15 protein-coding genes are annotated in these 20,356 nt (G+C 57.7%); 10 read left to right on the top strand and 5 right to left on the bottom strand.

What is annotated here, in order from left to right; translation table 11 throughout:
- Positions 1 to 15: 15 nt before the first annotated feature.
- The 10 genes from rfbH to ACIP21_RS00875 all read left to right on the top strand — a co-directional run bounded on the left by rfbH (position 16) and on the right by ACIP21_RS00875 (position 14,870).
- The gene (rfbH, locus tag ACIP21_RS00920; protein ID WP_400682903.1) at positions 16 to 1,329 is read left to right on the top strand and encodes a lipopolysaccharide biosynthesis protein RfbH; all 1,314 of its coding nucleotides are present in this window, start codon (positions 16 to 18) and stop codon (positions 1,327 to 1,329) included.
- 3 nt (positions 1,330 to 1,332) lie between these two features.
- The gene (locus tag ACIP21_RS00915; protein ID WP_400682901.1) at positions 1,333 to 3,042 is read left to right on the top strand and encodes a thiamine pyrophosphate-binding protein; all 1,710 of its coding nucleotides are present in this window, start codon (positions 1,333 to 1,335) and stop codon (positions 3,040 to 3,042) included.
- Positions 3,039 to 3,974, top strand: a complete 936-nt coding sequence (locus tag ACIP21_RS00910) for an NAD-dependent epimerase/dehydratase family protein (protein ID WP_400682899.1) — start codon at positions 3,039 to 3,041, stop codon at positions 3,972 to 3,974. Before ACIP21_RS00915 ends, ACIP21_RS00910 begins: the two co-directional genes overlap by 4 nt.
- Entirely contained in the window at positions 3,961 to 4,365 is a 405-nt protein-coding gene (locus ACIP21_RS00905; protein WP_400682897.1) for a GtrA family protein, read from the top strand. The genes ACIP21_RS00910 and ACIP21_RS00905 overlap by 14 nt, the downstream gene beginning before the upstream one ends.
- Positions 4,358 to 5,290, top strand: coding sequence for a glycosyltransferase family 2 protein (locus tag ACIP21_RS00900; protein WP_400682896.1), 933 nt, complete (start codon positions 4,358 to 4,360; stop codon positions 5,288 to 5,290). Before ACIP21_RS00905 ends, ACIP21_RS00900 begins: the two co-directional genes overlap by 8 nt.
- The gene (locus ACIP21_RS00895; protein ID WP_400682893.1) at positions 5,283 to 7,610 is read left to right on the top strand and encodes a DUF7024 domain-containing protein; all 2,328 of its coding nucleotides are present in this window, start codon (positions 5,283 to 5,285) and stop codon (positions 7,608 to 7,610) included. Before ACIP21_RS00900 ends, ACIP21_RS00895 begins: the two co-directional genes overlap by 8 nt.
- Positions 7,611 to 7,730: 120 nt before the next feature.
- Complete coding sequence (locus ACIP21_RS00890) at positions 7,731 to 8,525, top strand: ABC transporter permease (protein WP_400682892.1); 795 nt, start codon at positions 7,731 to 7,733, stop codon at positions 8,523 to 8,525.
- Positions 8,522 to 9,739: an ABC transporter ATP-binding protein gene (locus ACIP21_RS00885; protein WP_400682890.1), complete on the top strand. Its 1,218-nt coding sequence runs from the start codon at positions 8,522 to 8,524 to the stop codon at positions 9,737 to 9,739. Before ACIP21_RS00890 ends, ACIP21_RS00885 begins: the two co-directional genes overlap by 4 nt.
- Positions 9,736 to 11,163, top strand: coding sequence for a class I SAM-dependent methyltransferase (locus ACIP21_RS00880; RefSeq protein WP_400682887.1), 1,428 nt, complete (start codon positions 9,736 to 9,738; stop codon positions 11,161 to 11,163). Before ACIP21_RS00885 ends, ACIP21_RS00880 begins: the two co-directional genes overlap by 4 nt.
- Positions 11,163 to 14,870 (top strand): glycosyltransferase, encoded by a 3,708-nt coding sequence (locus ACIP21_RS00875; RefSeq protein ID WP_400682884.1) that lies wholly within the window; start codon positions 11,163 to 11,165, stop codon positions 14,868 to 14,870. Before ACIP21_RS00880 ends, ACIP21_RS00875 begins: the two co-directional genes overlap by 1 nt.
- 85 nt (positions 14,871 to 14,955) lie before the next feature.
- On the opposite strand, the gene ACIP21_RS00870 is transcribed toward ACIP21_RS00875, so the two are convergent.
- From ACIP21_RS00870 to ihfB, 5 genes are all read right to left on the bottom strand, one after another.
- Positions 14,956 to 16,317 carry a phosphomannomutase gene (locus ACIP21_RS00870; RefSeq protein ID WP_400682882.1) on the bottom strand — a complete coding sequence of 454 codons (1,362 nt, stop codon included), beginning with the start codon at positions 16,315 to 16,317 and terminating at the stop codon, positions 14,956 to 14,958.
- Positions 16,318 to 16,449: 132 nt separating this feature from the next.
- On the bottom strand, positions 16,450 to 17,892 hold the full coding sequence (locus ACIP21_RS00865) for a mannose-1-phosphate guanylyltransferase/mannose-6-phosphate isomerase (protein ID WP_400682879.1): 1,443 nt from the start codon (positions 17,890 to 17,892) through the stop codon (positions 16,450 to 16,452).
- Between the two features lie 305 nt (positions 17,893 to 18,197).
- Entirely contained in the window at positions 18,198 to 19,655 is a 1,458-nt protein-coding gene (locus ACIP21_RS00860; protein WP_400682877.1) for an MBL fold metallo-hydrolase RNA specificity domain-containing protein, read from the bottom strand.
- A 102-nt stretch (positions 19,656 to 19,757) separates the two neighbouring features.
- Positions 19,758 to 20,021 (bottom strand): lipopolysaccharide assembly protein LapA domain-containing protein, encoded by a 264-nt coding sequence (locus ACIP21_RS00855; RefSeq protein WP_400682874.1) that lies wholly within the window; start codon positions 20,019 to 20,021, stop codon positions 19,758 to 19,760.
- A 19-nt stretch (positions 20,022 to 20,040) separates the two neighbouring features.
- Positions 20,041 to 20,340 carry an integration host factor subunit beta gene (gene ihfB / locus ACIP21_RS00850; RefSeq protein ID WP_400682872.1) on the bottom strand — a complete coding sequence of 100 codons (300 nt, stop codon included), beginning with the start codon at positions 20,338 to 20,340 and terminating at the stop codon, positions 20,041 to 20,043.
- Positions 20,341 to 20,356: the final 16 nt, after the last annotated feature.

Below are 20,356 nucleotides of genomic sequence, written 5' to 3'. Positions count from 1 at the left end.
TGAGCAGGAACTACTATGACCCCCGATATGCTCCGTCAGGAAATCAGCCAGCTCGTCGAGCGCTATGCCCAGATGGCCCTGGCTGCCAAACCTTTTGTTGGGGGCGAAACCGTCATCCCTCCTTCGGGCAAGGTGATTGGCGCCCGTGAACTGCAACTGATGGTCGAAGCGTCGCTGGACGGCTGGCTGACCACTGGCCGCTTCAACGCCCAGTTCGAGAAGAAACTGGCTGAATTCCTCGGTGTGAAGTACCTGATCACCGTGAACTCGGGTTCGTCGGCCAACCTGGTGGCCTTCAGCACCCTGACCTCGCCCAAGCTGGGTGAGCGCGCCATCAAGAAAGGCGACGAAGTGATCGGCGTGGCCGCCGGCTTCCCGACCACCGTCAACCCGATCGTGCAGTTCGGCGCCATCCCGGTGTTCGTCGACGTCGACATGGCCACCCACAACATCGATGCCGACCTCATCGAGGCCGCCATCACCCCGAAAACCAAGGCCATCATGCTTGCCCACACCCTGGGCAACCCGTTCAACCTGGCCAAGGTCAAGGCGATCTGCGAGAAGTACAACCTGTGGCTGGTCGAAGACTGCTGTGACGCCCTGGGCGCCACCTACGACGGCAAGCTGGTCGGCACCTTCGGCGACATCGCCACCCTGAGCTTCTACCCGGCGCACCACATCACCATGGGTGAAGGCGGCGCGGTGTTCACCAACAACGCCCAGCTCAAGCTGATCGCCGAGTCGTTCCGTGACTGGGGCCGTGACTGCTACTGCGCCCCAGGTTGCGACGACACCTGCGGCAACCGCTTCGGCCAGCAGTTCGGCAGCCTGCCGCAAGGCTACGATCACAAGTACGTGTACGCCCACCTGGGCTACAACCTGAAGATCACCGACATGCAGGCTGCCTGTGGCCTGGCCCAGCTGGACCGTGCCCCGGAATTCATCGAAACCCGCAAGCGCAACTTCAAGCTGCTCAAGGAGCGCCTGTCGAGCCTCAGCGACTTCCTGGAAATCGCCGAGCCGACCCCGAACAGCGAGCCGTCCTGGTTCGGCTTCCCGGTGACCCTGAAGGAAAGCGCCGGGGTCAAGCGGGTCGACCTGCTGAAGTTCCTCGACCAGCACAAGATCGGCACCCGCCTGCTGTTCGCCGGCAACCTGATCCGTCAGCCGTACTTCCACAACGTGGAATACCGCGTGGTAGGCGAGCTGACCAACACCGACCGGACCATGAACCAGACCTTCTGGCTGGGCGTACAGCCTTCGCTGGGGCAGGAACATTTCGACTTCGTCGGTGAAAAACTGGAAGAATTCTTCGGGATTGGTTTCTAACTTATGAAAGCTTCAGATGCAGTGGCAAAAGTTCTGGCGGACTACAACGTCCTCTATGGTTTTGAGCTCATCGGTGGAATGATCGCCCATCTGGTGGACAGTATTAACTTGCTCGGCAAGACCAAGTTGGTATCCATGCACCATGAGCAAGGCGCGGCCTTCGCTGCATCTGCGGTCGCCCGTGCGACCCACCACAAGGTCATGGGCGTGGCACTGGGCACGAGCGGCCCAGGCGCCACCAACCTGATCACTGGCATTGCCGACTGCTGGCTGGATAGCCATCCGTGCGTGTTCCTCACCGGGCAGGTGAACACCCACGAGCTCAAGGGCGACCGCCCTATCCGCCAGCAGGGCTTCCAGGAACTCGACAGCGTGGCCCTGGTGAGCAGCATCACCAAGTACGCACACCAGGTCACCCACGTCGACGAACTCATTCCGAGCCTGCTCAAAGCGCTGCGTATCGCGCGAGAAGGCCGTCCGGGGCCGGTCCTGCTGGACATCCCCATGGACATCCAGCGCGCCGAAATCGATGAGGCGTTGCTGGACCAATTGATCAAAGCCAGCCTCGCGGCCCCCGTGGCCGAACCCCAGCCCTCCTACAGCGAGGTCTGGGCCGCGCTGGCCAAGGCGCAGAAGCCGCTGTTCCTGATTGGCGGCGGCGCCGTCAACTGCGCGCACTTCAATCGCTGGCTGAGCCAGGTCGGCAAGCTGGGCATCCCCCACGTCGCCAGCCTCAAGGGCGCTGAAAAGCTCACCGCCAGCGAGCATTACCTGGGCATGCTCGGGGCCTATGGCACCCGCGCCGCCAACCATGCCGTGCAGAACTGCGACCTGCTGGTGGTGTTCGGCAGCCGTATGGACGTGCGCCAGACCGGCGCCAAGACCGAAACCTTCGCCGCCAATGCGCAGGTCATCCAGTTCGACCTGGATGCCGCGCAGCTGGACAACCGGGTCAAGGCGCAGCAGTCGATCCATGCCGAACTCGACGGCGTGTTCGCCGACTTCATCAGCCATGCCGCTTCGCTGCCAACGGCACCGGCGGCCTGGCGCACGCACCTGGCCAAGGTGTTCACGCAATCGTTCGCCGATGAATACTCGGCCTGGAGCGTCAGCCCGTTCGCCCTGTTCAGCAGCCTCAACGAACTGACCGCTGACAGCGCCCTGGACTACGTTGCCGACGTCGGCAACAACCAGATGTGGGCCGCGCATACCCTGCGCCTGGGCCCCAACCAGGCCATGCACCACTCCGGCGGCCTGGGCACCATGGGCTTCGCCATCCCTGCCGCCGTCGGGGCGAGCATCGCCGGTGACAAGCCGGTCATCGTCATCACCGGTGACGGCGGCGCACAGTTGAACATCCAGGAACTGGACATCATCGCCCGCGACCAGCTGCCGATCCTGACCATCGTCATGAACAACCACTCGCTGGGCATGGTGCGTGGCTTCCAGGAAATGTACTTCGAGGGCCGCAACTCCTCGACCTACTGGAACGGCTACACCTCGCAGTTCAAGGCCCTGGGCGAGGCGTACGGCATCCCGTCGCACAGCGTCATCGACCTGGCCGCCTTCAACGCCGCGGTGGCCGAGTTCTTGGCCAACGGCAAGCCTATGTTGATCGAAGTGCTGATGCCCGACGCCCGCGAATGCCGCCCACGCCTGGAGTTCGGCCGGCCGATCGATGAGCAGTCGCCACTGATGGATCTGGGCCGATGAAGCTGGCGATCCTCGGAGCCAGCAGCCACATAGCCAAGGACCTGGTCGCCAGCATCGCCGCACACACCGCTTACGCCTGCACGTTGTTCGTCCGCTCGCCCGCTGCGCTGGACACCGAGCTGCAGGCCATCGCGGCACGCAAAGGCTTTGCCGTCAGCGACTATGCTGGCTTCGACGCCGACTGTCAGTTCGACGCGATCATCAACTTCGTCGGCGTCGGCGACCCCGCTCGCGCCGTGCGGATGGGCAAGGAAATCTTCACGGTCACCGAGCACTACGACAACCTGGCGATGGACTACCTGAATAGCCACCCCGCCTGCCGCTACATCTACCTGAGCAGCGGCGCCGCCTATGGCAGCAACTTCGCCGCACCGGTCACCGAAGCCTCGCACGCGGTGTTCCCGATCAACGGCCTGCGCCCGCAGGACTGGTATGGCGCGGCCAAATTCCAGGCCGAATGCCGCCACCGTGCGCTGCCCGAGGCCGCGATCGTCGATGTCCGGGTGTTCAGCTACTTCAGCCATCGCCAAGCCCCGCAGGCGCGCTTCTTCCTCAGCGACATCCTGCGTGCGCTGCACAATGGCAGCGTGCTGGAAGTGGCTGCGGACGACATGCTCCGGGATTACCTGACGCCGGCCGACTTCCTTCAACTGATCGACCGCATCTTGCAAGCGCCAGCCTGCAATGCCGCCATCGACTGCTACAGCCTTGCACCGGTCGGCAAGTTCGAGCTCCTGGCGGCGCTGGAGGATGCCTTCGGCCTGCAACACAGCGTTGCCGGTGACCAGGCACGGGTCAATGCGACCGGCCCCAAGGCTCATTACTATTCCCACAACCGGCGCGCGGAGCAGTTGTTCGGCTATGTGCCCGGTGACTCATCGCTCAGCGGCGTTGTACGCGAGATCAGGCAGCAGCTCGATGCAAGACACTAACCCGAGGCTTCCCTGGCTGCGCAAGCTGCTGCAGGTGAAGCTGTTCCGATTCTTGCTAGTGGGCGTGCTGAACGCCGCGTTCGGTTATGGCTGCTTCGCCGGGTTTCTCTACCTGGGCCTGCACTACAGCGCGGCCTTGCTGCTGGCCACCGTACTGGGTGTTGCCTTCAACTTCAAAAGCACCGGGTCTCTGGTGTTCGGCTCGAAGAACAACAAGCTGATTCTCAGGTTCGTGGCCGGATATGGCGTGGTCTATGGCGCCAACGTGGCAGGCATTGCAGCGCTGAAGCTGCTGGGTGTCGACCCCTACCTGGCCGGCATGGCATTGATCGTGCCCATGGCCCTGCTCTCCTTTGTCATCAATAACAGGTTCGTTTTCAATTATGCGTAAGCTGATCAGCATAGTGACTCCCTGCTACAACGAAGAAGCCAATATCGATGAGCTTTACCAGCGCATCGTCGAGGTCATGTCACGCCTTGATTACGATTACGAACATGTATTCATCGACAACTGTTCGACCGATGGCAGCCATGCCAAGCTGCGCGCCCTGGCTGCACAGGACAAGCGCGTCAAGGTGATATTCAACGCCCGCAACTTTGGTCATATCCGCTCGCCTTACCATGCCCTGCTGCAGGTCAACGGCGACTGCGCCGTGCTGATCGCCTCGGACTTGCAGGACCCGCCCGAGATGATCGAAGAGTTCGTCAAGAAGTGGGAAGAAGGCTTCAAGACCGTGATGGCGGTCAAACCAGAGAGCGAAGAGTCGCGCGTGATGTTCCTGGTACGCCGCGCCTATTACCGCTTCGTGACGCGCATTTCGGAAGTGCCGCTGGTGCAGAATGCTACGGGTGCCGGCCTGTTCGACCGTGCGGTGCTGGATATTCTGAAGAAGATCGACGACCCGTACCCGTATTTCCGTGGACTGCTGTGCGAAATCGGCTTCCCGATCGCCACCGTGCCGTTCAAGCAACCACGCCGCCAGCGTGGCATCACCAAGAACAACTTCTACACCCTGTACGACATCGCCATGCTGGGCATCACCAATCATTCCAAAGTGCCGCTGCGCCTGATGGTGATGGGTGGCGGCCTGCTTGCGGGGTTGAGTCTGCTGGCGGCTTTCGCCTTCCTGATTGCCAAGCTGATTTTCTGGAACTCGTTCCAGATGGGTATCGCGCCGCTGCTGATTTCTCTGTTTTTCTTCAGCTCGGTACAGATTCTGTTCCTTGGCATGCTCGGCGAGTACTTAGGCTCGGTGCATACGCAGATGCGCAACATGCCGCTTGTGGTTGAAGCTGAACGTGTGAATTTTGACTGAACCCTACGGACAAAGTGCTTTGAACTCTCCTAATCTGAATGCCAGAACAGACAATTTCCCGTCACCCACTAATCTGGGTTGGCGAAGTATTGTCAACGAAGACTGGCGCCTGATACTTATCGGTGCCATTGTCTCGTTCTTTCTTGCAAGCCTGATCACTTCAGGTACACCTGCCGGATTAATTCCAGAGCTATCAGTGCCGTTCGGCTACAATGGCGATTCTATTTTCCACGCCTGGATGGCTAATCGGGTCGATGAGGGCTGGATATTCAACAATGCCAGAAGCGGATACCCGTTCGGCTCCAATTTTCTAGATTACCCGGGCGCTGATGCCGGAAACCACCTTGTCATCAAGCTGCTCTCTGGCCTCACAGGAGGCTGGGTTGGCGGGCTCAACCTGTACTTCCTGCTCGGGTTTCCTACTTGCTTCGTCGCCAGTTATATTACAGCTCGTGCATTCGGGCTAAATCGCAGCTTCACAATGACGGTGGCCGGGCTCTACACCTTTACACCGTTCCACTTTCTGCGCCTGGAATATCAACATCTATTTTACACGTGGTATTTTGTAGCACCTGTATTCTTCTATTTGGCACTTAGTGTTTATCGAACCACCCAGCAATCGCGGAACGAAAATTTGCCAACGCGCCTCGCAAAAGGAATTCTTCCAAGCGCGGGACTGCTCATAGTCTCCTCATTCGGCGTTTATTATGCCGTCTTTGGGGTAATTATTATTGGCCTCGCAGGCCTGTTAAGCTGGGCAAGATCGAAACACCTTCATGGCCTGAAAAGGTCGATTCTTCTGTGCTTCGCCATTGGTGTCGGGGTTGCTTTCAATGTCGCGCCCAATGCGATAAACACCTTCAAAAACGGCGCGAACGAAGAAGTGGCTCAACGGTCGCCAGGCCAGTCAGAACACCTAGGCTTCAAGTTGATGCAGTTGATGCTGCCTCGACTGGATCACCGGTCTTCAACGCTGGCTAACCTGACGCAGGCTTACAACAACGGTTCCCCGCTGATCAATGAAAATGCCACTGCGACACTCGGCATGATCGGTGCTGGAGGGCTCGTCCTGACGTTCCTATTTCTGCTGTTCAGGCCGACAGGTGCTGCAGATGACGAGCGCCTACGCCTTGTAGCTGCAATCACCTTGATACTTTTCATGTTCGGTACCATAGGGGGCCTGGGTACAGTTTTCGCCTGGTTCATCTCCCCCTCTATCAGGGGCTGGAACAGAATTAGCGTATTCATTGCCTTCAGCACTGTATTATTCACGTTCATCGCCTTGCAGATCCTGCTGAAAGCCAAGGCTCCACGCCATTCCCGTTATGTCGCAGCCATTGCTGCGGCAGCACTGTTGTTCGGCTTCCTCGACCAGACCATACCGGCCTGCAAAAGCTGCTACGTACAGCGTAAAAGCGAATTCGAAAACGACAAGAACTTTGTCCAGTCCATCGAAAGCGCTTTGCCTTCTGGCGCAGCAGTGTATCAATTACCGTACATCGGCTTTCCTGAAGAGCCGCCGCTCAATGGAATGGTGAGTTACCAGGCACTCGCAGGCGTTATCCACTCGAAAGGGCTTCATTGGAGCTTTGGCGGGATGAAAGGACGCGATGGTGACGCGTTCTATCGTGCACTTGCCAAGGAGTCAGCGAGCAAGCAATTGAGTGTAATTCGTCGCCTGGGCTTCGACGGAATTTACATTGATCGTCGAGGCTATGCCGATAACGGCGATGCTTTGATCACTCAGTTGACCGAGCTTCTTCAACGCGCACCAGACCTGGTGAGCAGCAGCGGTGACCAGGTGTTCTTCAAGGTTACCGGCAGTGATCATCCAGCACTGGAACACCTCAGTACTGCTCAGATCATGAAGCTGTCTGGTTACTATGCTGACCATCTCGGCATTCGCTACGCTGCTACGCTGGAAGATGGCATTGATTTCACCAAAGACGGTTGGCCGGCGTTCATTGCCAACGTCAAAGGCGTCTGGCCGCTGGAGCCTTGGGGACGATGGTCAGTAAAACCGGAGGTTACCTTCGATTTCTCTGACCCCTTACCTCAGACGTTCACATTGGTATTGAGAGCTCGTGCATTCGCATCCAACGCGGAGCACCCTACTCGCATTCAGGTGGCCGATAAGGAGTACACGGTTCAATTGACTGGCGATACGTCAGAAGTGCGTCTGAAGGTCGACCTCCAAGGCTCAAACGCGCAGCGTATTACTTTCATTCCGTACTCCCCGACCTCTCCCCGAAAAGTCATGGGGGGCTCCGATGATCGTAAACTTGGTATCGGCTTTGTATCGATGCGTTTTGAGCAATAGACCACCCATGCAGCGCGGTGCGGGCGTTTCCGATCAGACGCCCCCATCGGCATCATCACTGAACTCGCCGCGCATGGCTGATCCGCTTTATTGGCAGTAGTTGAACTACAAGGAGACCACATGTTTGGATTATTGAGAGGGCTCCTGAGCTATCGCAGCTTCATTGCCACCTCGATCCGCAATGAATTCGTATCACGGTTCTCGCGGAGCAGCCTGGGCGGCTTGTGGATGATCATCAATCCACTGGCAAACGTACTCATCTACGCACTTATTCTTTCCAACGTGCTCGCAGCAAAGCTGCCAGGCATCGATAACAAATATGCCTATGCCCTGTATCTGATGGCAGGCACGTTGGCCTGGAGCCTTTTTGCGGAGATCATCAACCGCTGCCTTACGCTATTCATCGAAAATGGCAACTTGATGAAAAAGATGAAATTCCCGCGAATTACCCTGCCATTCATTGTGCTCGGCTCCGCCTTGCTCAACAACTTGCTATTACTGCTCTCGGTGCTGGGCGTTTTCATCTGCCTGGGGCATTGGCCAACCTGGCAGATGCTGTGGGCCATTCCCTTGATACTCACCGTAGCAGCCCTCGCCGTCGGCCTGGGCCTGATCCTCGGCGTATTGAATGTGTTCGTTCGCGATATCGGTCAGGTGGTACCCATTGTGCTGCAGATACTTTTCTGGTTCACGCCTATCGTTTATCCCATCACGATCATACCCAATGAGCTCAAATCCCTCATTGCCTACAACCCCATGTTCCCGATTGTCAGCGCTTACCACGACGTTTTCGTTTATAACGTCGTGCCCGATATTTCGCAGGTTGCCGTAACCCTGGGCGTTACACTTCTGCTTCTGGCGTTCAGCCTCTTTCTGTTCCGCCGTGCGGCCCCGGAAATGGTGGATGCGCTATGAGTCTTCTCAGCGCCAAGGATCTTGGCAAGGCCTACCGCACCTACACAAGCGAATGGCAGCGCATTGGTCGCTGGCTGGGTTTGCCGAGCAAGCCCCGCGAAGAGCACTGGGTGCTCAAACATATCAACTTTGAAATCAATGCTGGCGAAGCGATCGGTATCGTTGGTCAAAACGGTGCTGGTAAATCCACGTTACTCAAGATGCTGACCGGAACGCTGCAGCCCTCCACGGGCGAGGTACGAGTCAACGGCCGGATTGCCGCGATCCTGGAGCTTGGCATGGGCTTCAACCCGGAGCTGACAGGTCGTCAGAACGTCCATCATGCCGCCGGCTTGATGGGGTTCGGCGCCGAAGAAATCGAGCAGTTGATGCCTGCTATCGAATCGTTCGCTGAAGTCGGCGAATACTTTGATCAGGCAGTACGGACTTATTCCAGCGGCATGCAGATGCGAGTGGCATTTGCGGTTGCAACAGCCAAACGCCCCGAAATCCTCATTGTCGATGAGGCGCTTTCCGTGGGCGATAGCTACTTCCAACACAAGAGCTTCGACCGGATTCGCGAGTTCCAGGAGCAAGGAACTACCTTGCTGATAGTCTCTCACGATCGCAGTTCGATCCAAGCGCTGTGTGACCGTGTCCTTTTGATCGAAGGCGGTACAGTGATCAAGGACGGGGCGCCAGAGGAGGTGATGGATTTTTACAATGCAATCATCTCTGAGAAAGAAAATGCCACGGTTGTCGTACACAAGCTGGAAGATGGGAGCACACAAACAAGGTCTGGCTCCGGCGAAGCAACGGTTGGCAGCCTCGCACTCTATAATGAGGCTGACGAGCCTGTTGAATTTGTCACTGTTGGCCAGACGGTATGCCTGAAGATAAATGTCGATATCAATCAGGCGATCCCCGAACTGGTGGTGGGCTACATGATCAAGGATCGGTTGGGCCAGGCGATCTACGGTACCAATACGCACCACCTGGACAGAAAACTCACGGCCTTGCCTGCGGGCACCGTGCTTGAGTATGCCTTTACCTTCAACGCCAATATCGGCGTAGGCTCATACTCGATTGCCGTTGCGCTGCATACCGCAGATACTCACCTCAACGCAAATTATGAATGGCGAGATCTGGCACTGGTATTCAATGTCATCAACGCAGACAAAGTTCCTTTTGTTGGATCTGCCTGGATTCAGCCCTCTGTGGAGTGCAACCAATGACTCAGTTTTATCGTGCATTTGAAGATGTACACCGCGGCACCCGCGACACGATAAAGCAACGCCTGCAAATCTACCTGCCCTTCATCCGGCCATTGCTCGATCTTTATCCGGACGCCCAGGCACTCGATGTAGGCTGTGGTCGTGGAGAGTGGCTGGAAACCTTGATGGAAAATGGCTTCAATGCCACGGGTGTCGATATGGATGAGGGAATGCTGGAAGCCTGCAAGGCTCGCAATCTTCCCGCTGAAAAAGCAGACGCTCTGTCTTATCTGCAGACTATCCCCAGCGACTCCCTCTGCGTCATGACGGGCTTCCACATTGCCGAGCATATCCCATTCGATAGCTTGAAAACGTTGGTAGCGGAAGCACATCGGGTACTCAAGCCAGGTGGGCTTCTGATACTCGAAACTCCCAATTCGGAAAACCTGATAGTCGCGACTCAAAACTTCTATCTTGACCCCACACACGAACGCCCGATTCCACATTTGCTTCTTGATTTCCTTGTGAAGTTCAGCGGATTCCAACGCTCGAAAATCCTTCGCTTGCAGGAAAACCCTGCCTTGGCAACGACGGAATCGCTTTCGCTGATGGATGTCATCGGTGGGACTAGCCCAGACTACGCGATCATTGCCCAAACGGACTGGGGTGAACTCGACAGCACACCGTTTGACGGGCCGTTCTCTGAAATTTACGGCCTGAGCATGGCTGAACTTGCTCGTCGCTATGACATGACGACTGGCGCCAGAGCAGTCAAAACGCTCTACACCGCGCTCGCGGAAAGGGTCAACGCCCTGGAAAAATATCAAGCCGACTTTCCTGACAAACTAAAAACCGCACCGAGTTCGGTTATGGCTCTAAAACTTGAAGAGTTGCAGTTCGAAAACAACGAATTGCAGCGGGCACTCGAAGAGGCGCGCTCGAATGTTCAGCACTGGCAAACTGAGGCGGAGAACCGCCAGCAGCATATTCTGAGTCTGAACAGCACGACGCACGCTCATCACCAGGTCATCCACGACCTGAACGACTATGTAAACAAGCTCAAAACCAGTACATCCTGGAGAATCACTGCGCCTGCCAGATTTGCGGTCATCATGACCAGGCCACTGCTCTCATCCCCGGTACGGACATCCAAGCGGATAGCTAAAGCAAGCCTGAAAAAAGCACTCAAGAATCCGACCTTGATCAAACTGGCAAAAAAAGTTCTTTATCGCATTCCAGCGCTAAACACCTATGCAAGGAAAGTGGCCACGCGGTTGAGAGTGGAAGCAGCAGACGCTTCGCTCCAGGGGCAGCATGTTCCGACCTACTCGAATTCAGCTCCCCTTCCTGACGGTGTGCCTGCCGCACCGGCGAACCTCACTGAAAATGCCAAGGCTATTTATCATCGCCTCAACAGCAACGCTTCACACAAGGATGCGAATTGATGCGTGTCGTCATTGACCTGCAAGGTGCACAGGCAGAAAACAGAACCCGGGGTATTGGCCGCTATGCGTTGTCGTTCACCAAGGCCTTCATCAAGCACCGTGGCGAAATCGAAGTTTTCATTGTTCTGAATGCCTTGTTCGGTGAATCCATTGATGACATTCGCGAAGCCCTGCATGGATTGCTTCCGGATAGCCATATCCATACATGGGTGCCCAATGCGAATGTGGCCTCGCTGAACGCCGATAACTTGTGGGGTCGTCAGGCAGCCGAACTGGTCAGGGAGGCCTTCATTGCCAGCCTGGATCCGGATCTGGTCCTCATTACCAGCCTTTTCGAAGGCCTGGTTGACGATGCCGTGACAAGCATAAAGTGTTTGAATTCGACCATTCCAACTGCGGCGATCGTTTACGATCTGATTCCTCTCATCAATCCAGAGACCTATCTGAGCGCCCTGCCAGTGCGTCAATGGTATGAAAGCAAGCTCAAGCATTTGCGCCGTGCTGATCTGTTGCTGGCCATCTCGAACTCATCGCGTTCGGAAGCCCTCCGCTATCTGGGCTTCGCTCCCGATCAGGTCGTCAACATCTCAACGGCAATCGACACTGAGCATTATCGGCCGATCGCCAACACGCAACCACCGACCGAGCTCCTGCAACGGCTGGCGATTGCCCGAGACTTCGTCATGTACACCGGCGGCATCGACCCCAGGAAAAACATTGACGGGTTGATCATTGCCTACGCAAATCTGCCAGCAGAGATCCGCACACAGCATCAGCTGGTCATCGTTTGCAAGGTTCAGCCGGAAGAGCGCGACCGGCTCCTGGCACTGGCTAAAACGAATGGCCTGAACAAGTCCGATGTATGCATTACCGGATATGTCAGCGATGACGACCTCCTCGCCCTTTACAACGCTTGCAAGCTGTTCATTTTCCCATCCTTGCACGAAGGGTTCGGCCTCCCCGCTCTGGAAGCGATGGCCTGCGCAAAACCGGTTATCGCTTCGAATACCTCGAGCTTGCCCGAAGTGCTAGGTAACCCGGAAGCGCTGTTCGATCCCTTCGATCTTCATTCGATCACCGCGAAGCTCGAGGAAGTGCTCACCAATGAGGCTTTGCGCACGCGTTTGACTGAATCGGCAGTCGTTCAAGCTGCTTCATTCAGTTGGGACCAGACTGCAATTACAGCTGTGGGGGCCGTACACAAGGCAATCTTGCAGCTCCGGGCTACTTCCACGCTGCCTGGCGCACCCCGGCAACCACGGCTGGCCTATGTGTCGCCACTGCCACCTGCGCGAAGCGGCATCAGTGACTACAGCGCCGAATTGCTTCCAGAGCTCGCGGCCCACTACCAAATTGATGTGATTGTGGCACAAGACTCGGCTTCTCCAGCCGACGTCGGTGTCAATTACAACCTACGCTCGGTCGCTTGGTTCGAAGCCAACGCGCACTTGTTCGATCGCGTGATCTACCACTTTGGAAACTCGACTTTCCACAGTCACATGTTCCAGTTGATCGAGAAGATCCCTGGCACGGTGGTGTTGCACGACTTCTTCTTATCGGGCGTCGTCGCCAATATGGAAGTCCATCAAGGACTGCCAGGCTTCTGGGTCCGGGCACTTTACCATGGGCATGGCTACCGGGCAGTCAGCGATCGTCTACTCGGCGCAGACACTGCCGATGCTGTCTGGAAGTACTCGTGCAACCTTGGGGTTCTTCAGCAAGCTGAAGGCATCATTGTACATTCGCACTACTCGATCCGCTTGGCCCAACAGTGGTATGGCGAAAATTCCGGGCTGAAGTGGGCTGAAATCCCTCTTTTGCGCACCCCGCACTACCCTACCCTTCGCAAACGTGCGGAATCCAGGAGCAAGCTTGGTTTCTCCAAACACGATTTCGTCGTCTGCAGCTATGGACTGCTGGGCCCTTCCAAGTTGAATGATCGCCTGCTCGAGGCGTGGCTGGATTCCCCGCTGTCCAAAGACAAAAACTGCTACCTGGTTTATGTAGGGCAAAATAGCGACGGTGAGTTTGGCGATAATCTACTGAAGCGTATCAATGCAAGCGGCTGCCGCAACCGTATCAAGATCACAGGCTGGGCGGATGCAGACACCTTCAAGTCGTATCTGGAAGCTGCCGATGCCGCCGTGCAACTTCGCACGTTGTCCCGAGGCGAAACTTCGGCGGCCGTATTGGATTGCCTCAATTACGGCATCGCCACTATCGTCAATGCCAACGGCAGCATGTCCGACATTCCAGATACCAGCCTGATTAAGCTGCCCGATGCGTTTAGCAACGAAGAACTGACCGAGGCGCTGGTTCTATTGCGCAGCGATTCGCCTGCGCGCGAGCGAATTGGAGCAGAGGGGCAGAAGCTGATACATATTCAACACTCGCCCCGAGCCTGTGCGGCTCTTTACCACAAGGCAATCGAACGCTTCCATACAGACTCGTTCCACTCCACGGCCGAAGTCGTTTCCTCAATCGCCACGCGGGATAAAACGACCTTCTCCATTGAGAGTTCAGTAGCCGTTGCCACATCGATCGATCAAAGTTTGAAACCCAGCATCTCGAAACATCAGTTGCTGGTGGACATTTCCGAACTGGTCAACCGTGACGCCAAAAGCGGTATCCAGCGGGTCGTTCGAAACATCCTGCAGATCTGGCTGAAAAACCCACCTGGCAACTATCGGGTTGAACCGGTTTACGCAACCGAGCACGAGGACGGCTATCGCTACGCCAGGCATTTTACCCTGGGCTTCATGGGCTGTCCTGGCAGCCTCCTCGCTGATGAGCCAGTGGTTTACCACAATGGCGACCATTTCATCGGGCTCGACCTACAACCTGTCGTAGTTCCTCGGCAGCGCTCTGCACTCGCACAAATGCGCCGACGTGGTGTGAAAGTACAATTCGTAGTGTACGACCTGCTTCTGAAGAAACTCTCCGAGTGTTTCCCACCCGGTGCATCTGATGTTGTTGATCAATGGCTGGAGACTGTCTCCCAGGCTGACGGTGCAATCTGTATATCGAAAGCCGTCGCAGATGAGATGGCCGAATGGCTCAGCGCGAATCGACAACCGTCGAAACGACCGTATTCACTGTCTTGGTTCCATCTCGGCGCGGATATCAACGAACCACGCCTCACCCAACCGTCAGCTTCAGCAACTCGAGCAGCGTTGTCTGATCTGGGTAGCCGCACCTCGTTCTTGATGGTAGGTACGCTTGAGCCCCGTAAAGGGCATGCTCAGGTACTGGATGCCTTCGAAGCGCTCTGGGCAAAGCAACACGATGTAAATCTGCTGATTGTAGGGAAACAAGGCTGGATGGTCGAAGCGCTTGTCGAGCGCCTCAACAACCATCCCGAGAAAGGCAAGCGGCTGTTTTGGTTCCAGGGCGTTGATGATGATCATCTGTGTGCGCTCTATGAACACGCCGATGCATTGATTGCAGCATCGCTTGGGGAAGGGTTCGGGTTACCACTTATCGAAGCAGCGCAATATAAACTGCCTCTGATCGTGCGTGACATACCGGTGTTTCGCGAGGTAGCAGGCGCTCACGCCTTCTATTTCAAAGCCGAACAGGGTGTCGATCTTTCTTCTCAACTTGCAGACTGGCTGGGCCTGCATGCTGAAGCAGCACACCCAAAATCTGAAGGCATGCCCTGGATGACTTGGGAAGAGAGTGCGCAGCAGCTGTTCAAGGCGTTGTAGCAACCGACGGGGTAAATCACTCTCGATGCTGCCCTCACCTGCAATGGGTGAGGGCAGTGGGTGATGCGCTTTCCGATTTAAGGTGTCAGCCTTGAATCATACGGGCAATTTCATCGACTCGAAGCGCAACCAGCGCTTCATCACCACGACTCTCGACGTTAAGGCGCAACAGTGGCTCGGTGTTAGACCCACGCAGGCTGAAGCGCCAGTCGGCGAACTCGACGCTGATGCCATCGGTGCGGTCGACACTCGGGTTGTGCGGCAGGTAGAAAGCCAGGATCTTCTCGATGGTGCCTTTCACATCGGCCACTTCGTAGTTGATCTCGCCGCTGCAAGGGAACGCCGCGATGCGCTCGTCCACCAGCTGGGCCAGGCTCTTGCCGGTGACGCTCATCAGCGCGGCGACGAGCAGCCAGGGAATATTGCCGCTGTCGCAGTAGGCGAAATCGCGGAAGTAATGGTGGGCGCTCATTTCGCCACCGTACACGGCGTCTTCGGCGCGCATGCGCTCTTTGATGAAGGCGTGGCCGGTCTTGCTCTGGATGGCCTGGCCGCCGGCAGCGCCGACTTGCTCGATGGTGTTCCAGGTCAGCCGCGGATCGTGGATGATCTTGCTGCGCGGGTGTTTGGCCAGCAGCATCTCGGCCAGCAGGCCGACCACGTAGTAGCCCTCGATGAAGCGCCCCTGGTTGTCGAAGAAGAAGCAGCGGTCGAAATCGCCATCGAAGGCAATCCCCATGTCGGCACCGGTGTCGAGCACCGCCCGACGGGTGAGGTCGCGGTTTTCCGGCAGCAGCGGGTTGGGGATGCCGTTGGGGAAGTTGCCGTCAGGCTCACCGTTGATGATGGTGATGGCCAGCGGCAGGCGTGCCTTGAGCAGTTCCAGCACCGGACCAACGGCGCCATTGCCGGGGTCGGCCAGCACTTTCAGCGGCTTCAGCGCGGCCAGGTCGATGTAGGTCAGCAGGTGGTCGATGTACGCGGTCTTGTCGAACGCTTCGCGAATGCTGCCCGGGGTAGCGGCCTGAGTACCCAGGTCGCCGGCTTCGACGCGTTGGCGAATGTCATTGAGGCCGGTGTCACCGCTGATCGGGCGCGACTGCTCGCGCACCAGTTTCATGCCGTTGTAACCCTTTGGGTTGTGGCTGGCGGTGACCATGATGCCGCCGTCCGCCTGGTAGTGGCTGGTGGCGAAATATACTTCTTCGGTGCCGCACAGGCCGATGTCGATGACATCAGCGCCGCCTTCGGTCAGGCCTTTCATCAGGGCACGGGACAGGCCGGGGCTTTCCAGACGCATGTCGCGGCCAACCACGTAGCGGCTTCCGCCAAGCTGGGCCACCAGAGCGCGGCCGATGCGGTAGGCGATGTCGTCGTTGAGGTCGGCAGGCACTTGGCCACGGATGTCATAGGCTTTGAAGCAGCGGGTTTGGATAGGTGTGTACATACATCTCTCTCGGTTCGGTGACGCCTGCGCGTGCACCGACGGGAAGGGGATGAACGGCGAATGGATTGCCGAACGCGCATCGGCCCGCAGCCTCGAAGAGGCGCTCACGGGCCGACGGAAAATGGCCTGGCTTCAGGCGTCGCAACGACCGTATTTATCCTCGAAGCGGACGATGTCGTCTTCGCCGAGGTAATCGCCGCTCTGCACTTCGATCAGGACCAGGTCTATGACACCTGGATTTTGCAAACGGTGCTTGTGGCCGGCACGAATGAAGGTGGATTCGTTGGTGTTGAGCATCAGCTCCTGGTCATCGTTGACCACCACGGCCATGCCGCTGACCACGATCCAGTGTTCACTGCGGTGGTGATGCATCTGCAGCGACAGCGAGGCTTTGGGCTTGACCACGATACGCTTGATCTTGAAGCGCTCGCCGTCCTCCAGGGTGGTGTAGGTGCCCCATGGACGATGCACGGTCTGGTGCAGCATGTGGGCGGAGTGGCCGTCGCTCTTGAGGCGCTTGACGATGTGTTTGACGTCCTGGGCGTGATCCTTGTGGGCGATCAGCAGTGCGTCCGGGGTATCGACCACCAACAGGTCCTGCACACCGACCAGGGCCGCCAGGCGGTCTTCGGTGCTGACATAGTTGTTGCTTGCAGCGTAGGCCATCACTTCGCCTTCGAAGCGGTTGCCGTGCTCATCTGGCGGAGTCAGTTCACTGACGGCGTTCCACGAGCCAATGTCGCTCCAGCCGATGTCGCACGGAATGGTCGCCACCTTGCGCGAACGCTCCATGAGCGCATAGTCGATGGAAATGTCCGGCACCTGGGCGAAGCTGTCGGCATCCAGGGAAAGGCAGCTGTAACCTTTCGAGGTGGCACGACGGGAGGTTTGCAGGGTGTGCTCGACGGCCTTGAGCACATCTGGAGCATGTGCCTTGAATTCCTCGATGACGGCGCCGACCTGGAAGCAGAACATGCCGGCGTTCCAGAAGTAATTGCCGGCAGCAACATAGGATTCAGCGGTTTTCTGATCGGGTTTTTCGACGAAACGCTCGACCTTGAGGCCACCTTCGAGTTTGCCGGCAGCGGCAGCCTCAATGTAGCCGAAACCGGTTTCCGGGTACTGCGGCTTGATGCCGAAGGTCACCAGCCAACCCTGCTCGGCCAGGTGTACGGCCTTGCCGACGGCATCGGCGAAGGCGCTCTCGTCCTGGATCAGGTGGTCGGCGGCCAGGACCAGCATGTAGGCCTGCGCCCCATGGCTCTGCTGCAGTTGCAGTGCGGCGGCGGCTACTGCGGCGGCGGTGTTGCGGCCAAACGGCTCGAGGATGTAGCCCTGTGCATGGCCTTGGACGTTGACGCTGCGGTATTCGTCTTCGGTCTTGAAAAGGAGCTCACGGTTGGTGACGGTCAGCACTTCAACCACACCATCCAGGCGCGCGGCGCGCTGGAACGTCTTCTGGATCAGGTTTTGCCCGTCCGGCAGGGTCATGAAGGGCTTTGGGTGAGCCTCACGAGACACGGGCCACAAACGGCTGCCAACGCCACCGGAGAGAATTACCGGGATCAATTCCATAATCGAGTCCTTAACGGCCACTTGAAGTTTCAAACTTCAGGGAACCTGCATGTGTCTTAAATCCGACCGCTGCCGCGACAGCCGCGACAGCGCTTATTTACGCGCCCAGCGTGTTAATTCCCTGGCCATCCATAGGCTCAGACGCAAGCTTCGGCCAGTAGAATACCAGAGATTTTTCTCTGTAGCTTGGTGGTGGAAAGACCATCAATCGTGGCCTCGCCGGGCAAAGACGGGCAAATTGCCAGCACCTGTAACCGCCATGAAACACTTCATGGCGGTTATGAGACAGCAATGTTTGTCGTTGTTCAGTTAAGAGCGGCCTGTTGGGCAATAATAATATCCGTCGGTCGGTTCAACAGCCCAAGTCGGAGTGCCAATGCCTGTTTCAAGGCCACCTTCGCCCTTGGCTCACCGTGCACCAAGATAATCTTCTCTGGTGCAAACGGGATACCCTCGACAAAATTTACCAAGCCCGCCTGATCGGCATGCCCCGAATAGCCGCCCATCGACAGCACTTTTGCCCGGATCTCGTACATTCGCCCATCCAGGTCGATCTGAACGAACCCCCCTGCCCCTTCGCTGGCCTGGATTACCGCGCCGGGCGTTCCCTTGGCCTGGTAACCGACGAACATTACCTCATGGCGCGGATCACCCAGCATGGCCTTGAGGTAGTTGACGATGCGCCCGCCTGAGCACATGCCGTTGCCGGCAATGACGATCGCCGGCCGGCCAGTGCTTTTCAGGTAGTTCACGACCTGCTGGTGCCTGGCATGGGTATCGACGCTCAACAGCTGCCCAAACCCGAGTGAGGCCCTGCCCTCGCCCAGACGTTGCCGGGCAGCGTCATTCCAGAATGCATGCAGCTCGCCGTAGACCCGGGTGATACGCTGCGCCAGTGGCGAATCAAGGATGATGGGCAAGCGCGACCAGTCCGTGAACTGCAGTGGGTCAGCCAAGGCTTCAGCCCCCTTGGACAGTTGCTTGCGGTGCAGGATATCTTCGAGCTCATACAGCAGCTCCTGGGTACGCCCCAGGCTGAATGCCGGAATCAGCAGGGTGCCACCGTCGGCCAGGGCGCGATCGATGGCTGCATCCAAGCGCGCCAGACGATCGCTGCGGCCTGCGTGCAGCCGGTCCCCGTAGGTGCTTTCCAATACCAGGATATCGGCGCGCTCTGGCGGCTGCGGTGCCCGCAACAATGGATTGCAGGGCGCGCCCAGATCGCCCGAGAACACCACTCGGGTGCTGTTTTCCGGGCCCGGGTAACGCAAGTCACATTCTACATAGGCCGAACCGAGCAGATGGCCGGCGCGCCGCAAGCGCACGGCACAACTGACACCCACCCCTTCGACAACAGGGTGCCAATGATCGAACGGCACGGCCACGATCAGCCGCTGCAGTAGCGCCAGGTAACGGTCAACCTGCACCGCATCGGTGCTGATACCCAGCCTGTAGGCATCTTCCAGCACCAGGGGTAACAACTTGGCGGAGGGCTCGCTGCACAGGATCGGCCCCCGGAAGCCGGCAGCCAGCAAGGCCGGAATGCGGCCGACATGGTCGAGGTGGACATGGCTGACGACCAGCGCCTGTATGCCGGCGACATCAAATTCGACAGGCGCAAACTCAGTGCCTGGACGAGTATCAGGACCTTGTTCCAGGCCACAGTCCACCAGCAGGCTCGTGGCCGCATCGAGGTGTAATTGGTGGCAAGATCCGGTTACACCACGGACGCCACCATGGTGGGTAAGGCTGGGGAAACTCATTGAGTGCACGCTCGCCAGGGTCAGAAATGGAAACAGCTATTACCCCATTTTGGCCGAGCCGTGCACAGGTGATGCTTTCCTACTGTGCTGCAGGAACTTTCATCAATTACCGTTCAAAGCCGCCTGCCGCGCCGACGCTCGAATCTTGCGCTTGCTACGCTGAACACCATAAGCACCCAGCAACGGCCCTACCGCCAGGCCCACGACCAGCGCCGCGATCACCGGCACGGCCACAGGCATCGCCGGCGCCGACCAACCGAACAGCACCAGCGCCACTGCCTGCTGGTTCTCCAGCACGAAGAACAGCACCACAGCCGCCAGCAGCAGCACGAACAACGCCGCCAGGGCGCGCTTGAGGTTACGCATCAGACTGCTCCTTCATCGCTCAAGGGTGCTCGTGCTCTTCTTCTTCGTTAACCCGGTCACGCAGCTCTTTGCCCGGTTTGAAATGCGGCACGAACTTGCCTTCAAGCTCCACCGACTGGCCGGTCTTGGGATTGCGGCCTACCCGTGGCGCCCGATAGTGCAGGGAGAAACTGCCAAAGCCGCGGATCTCGATGCGATCACCGGTGGCCAGGCATTGGGACATCTGTTCAAGCATGGTCTTGATGGCCAACTCCACGTCCTTGGACGAGAGCAGCCCCTGATGGGTGACAATACGTTCGATCAGCTCCGACTTCGTCATATTTTTCCCTTCGTTA

The organism is Pseudomonas sp. NPDC089401, from assembly GCF_044749485.1.
Lineage (GTDB): Bacteria > Pseudomonadota > Gammaproteobacteria > Pseudomonadales > Pseudomonadaceae > Aquipseudomonas.
This window is presented reverse-complemented; position numbering and strand designations above follow the sequence as displayed.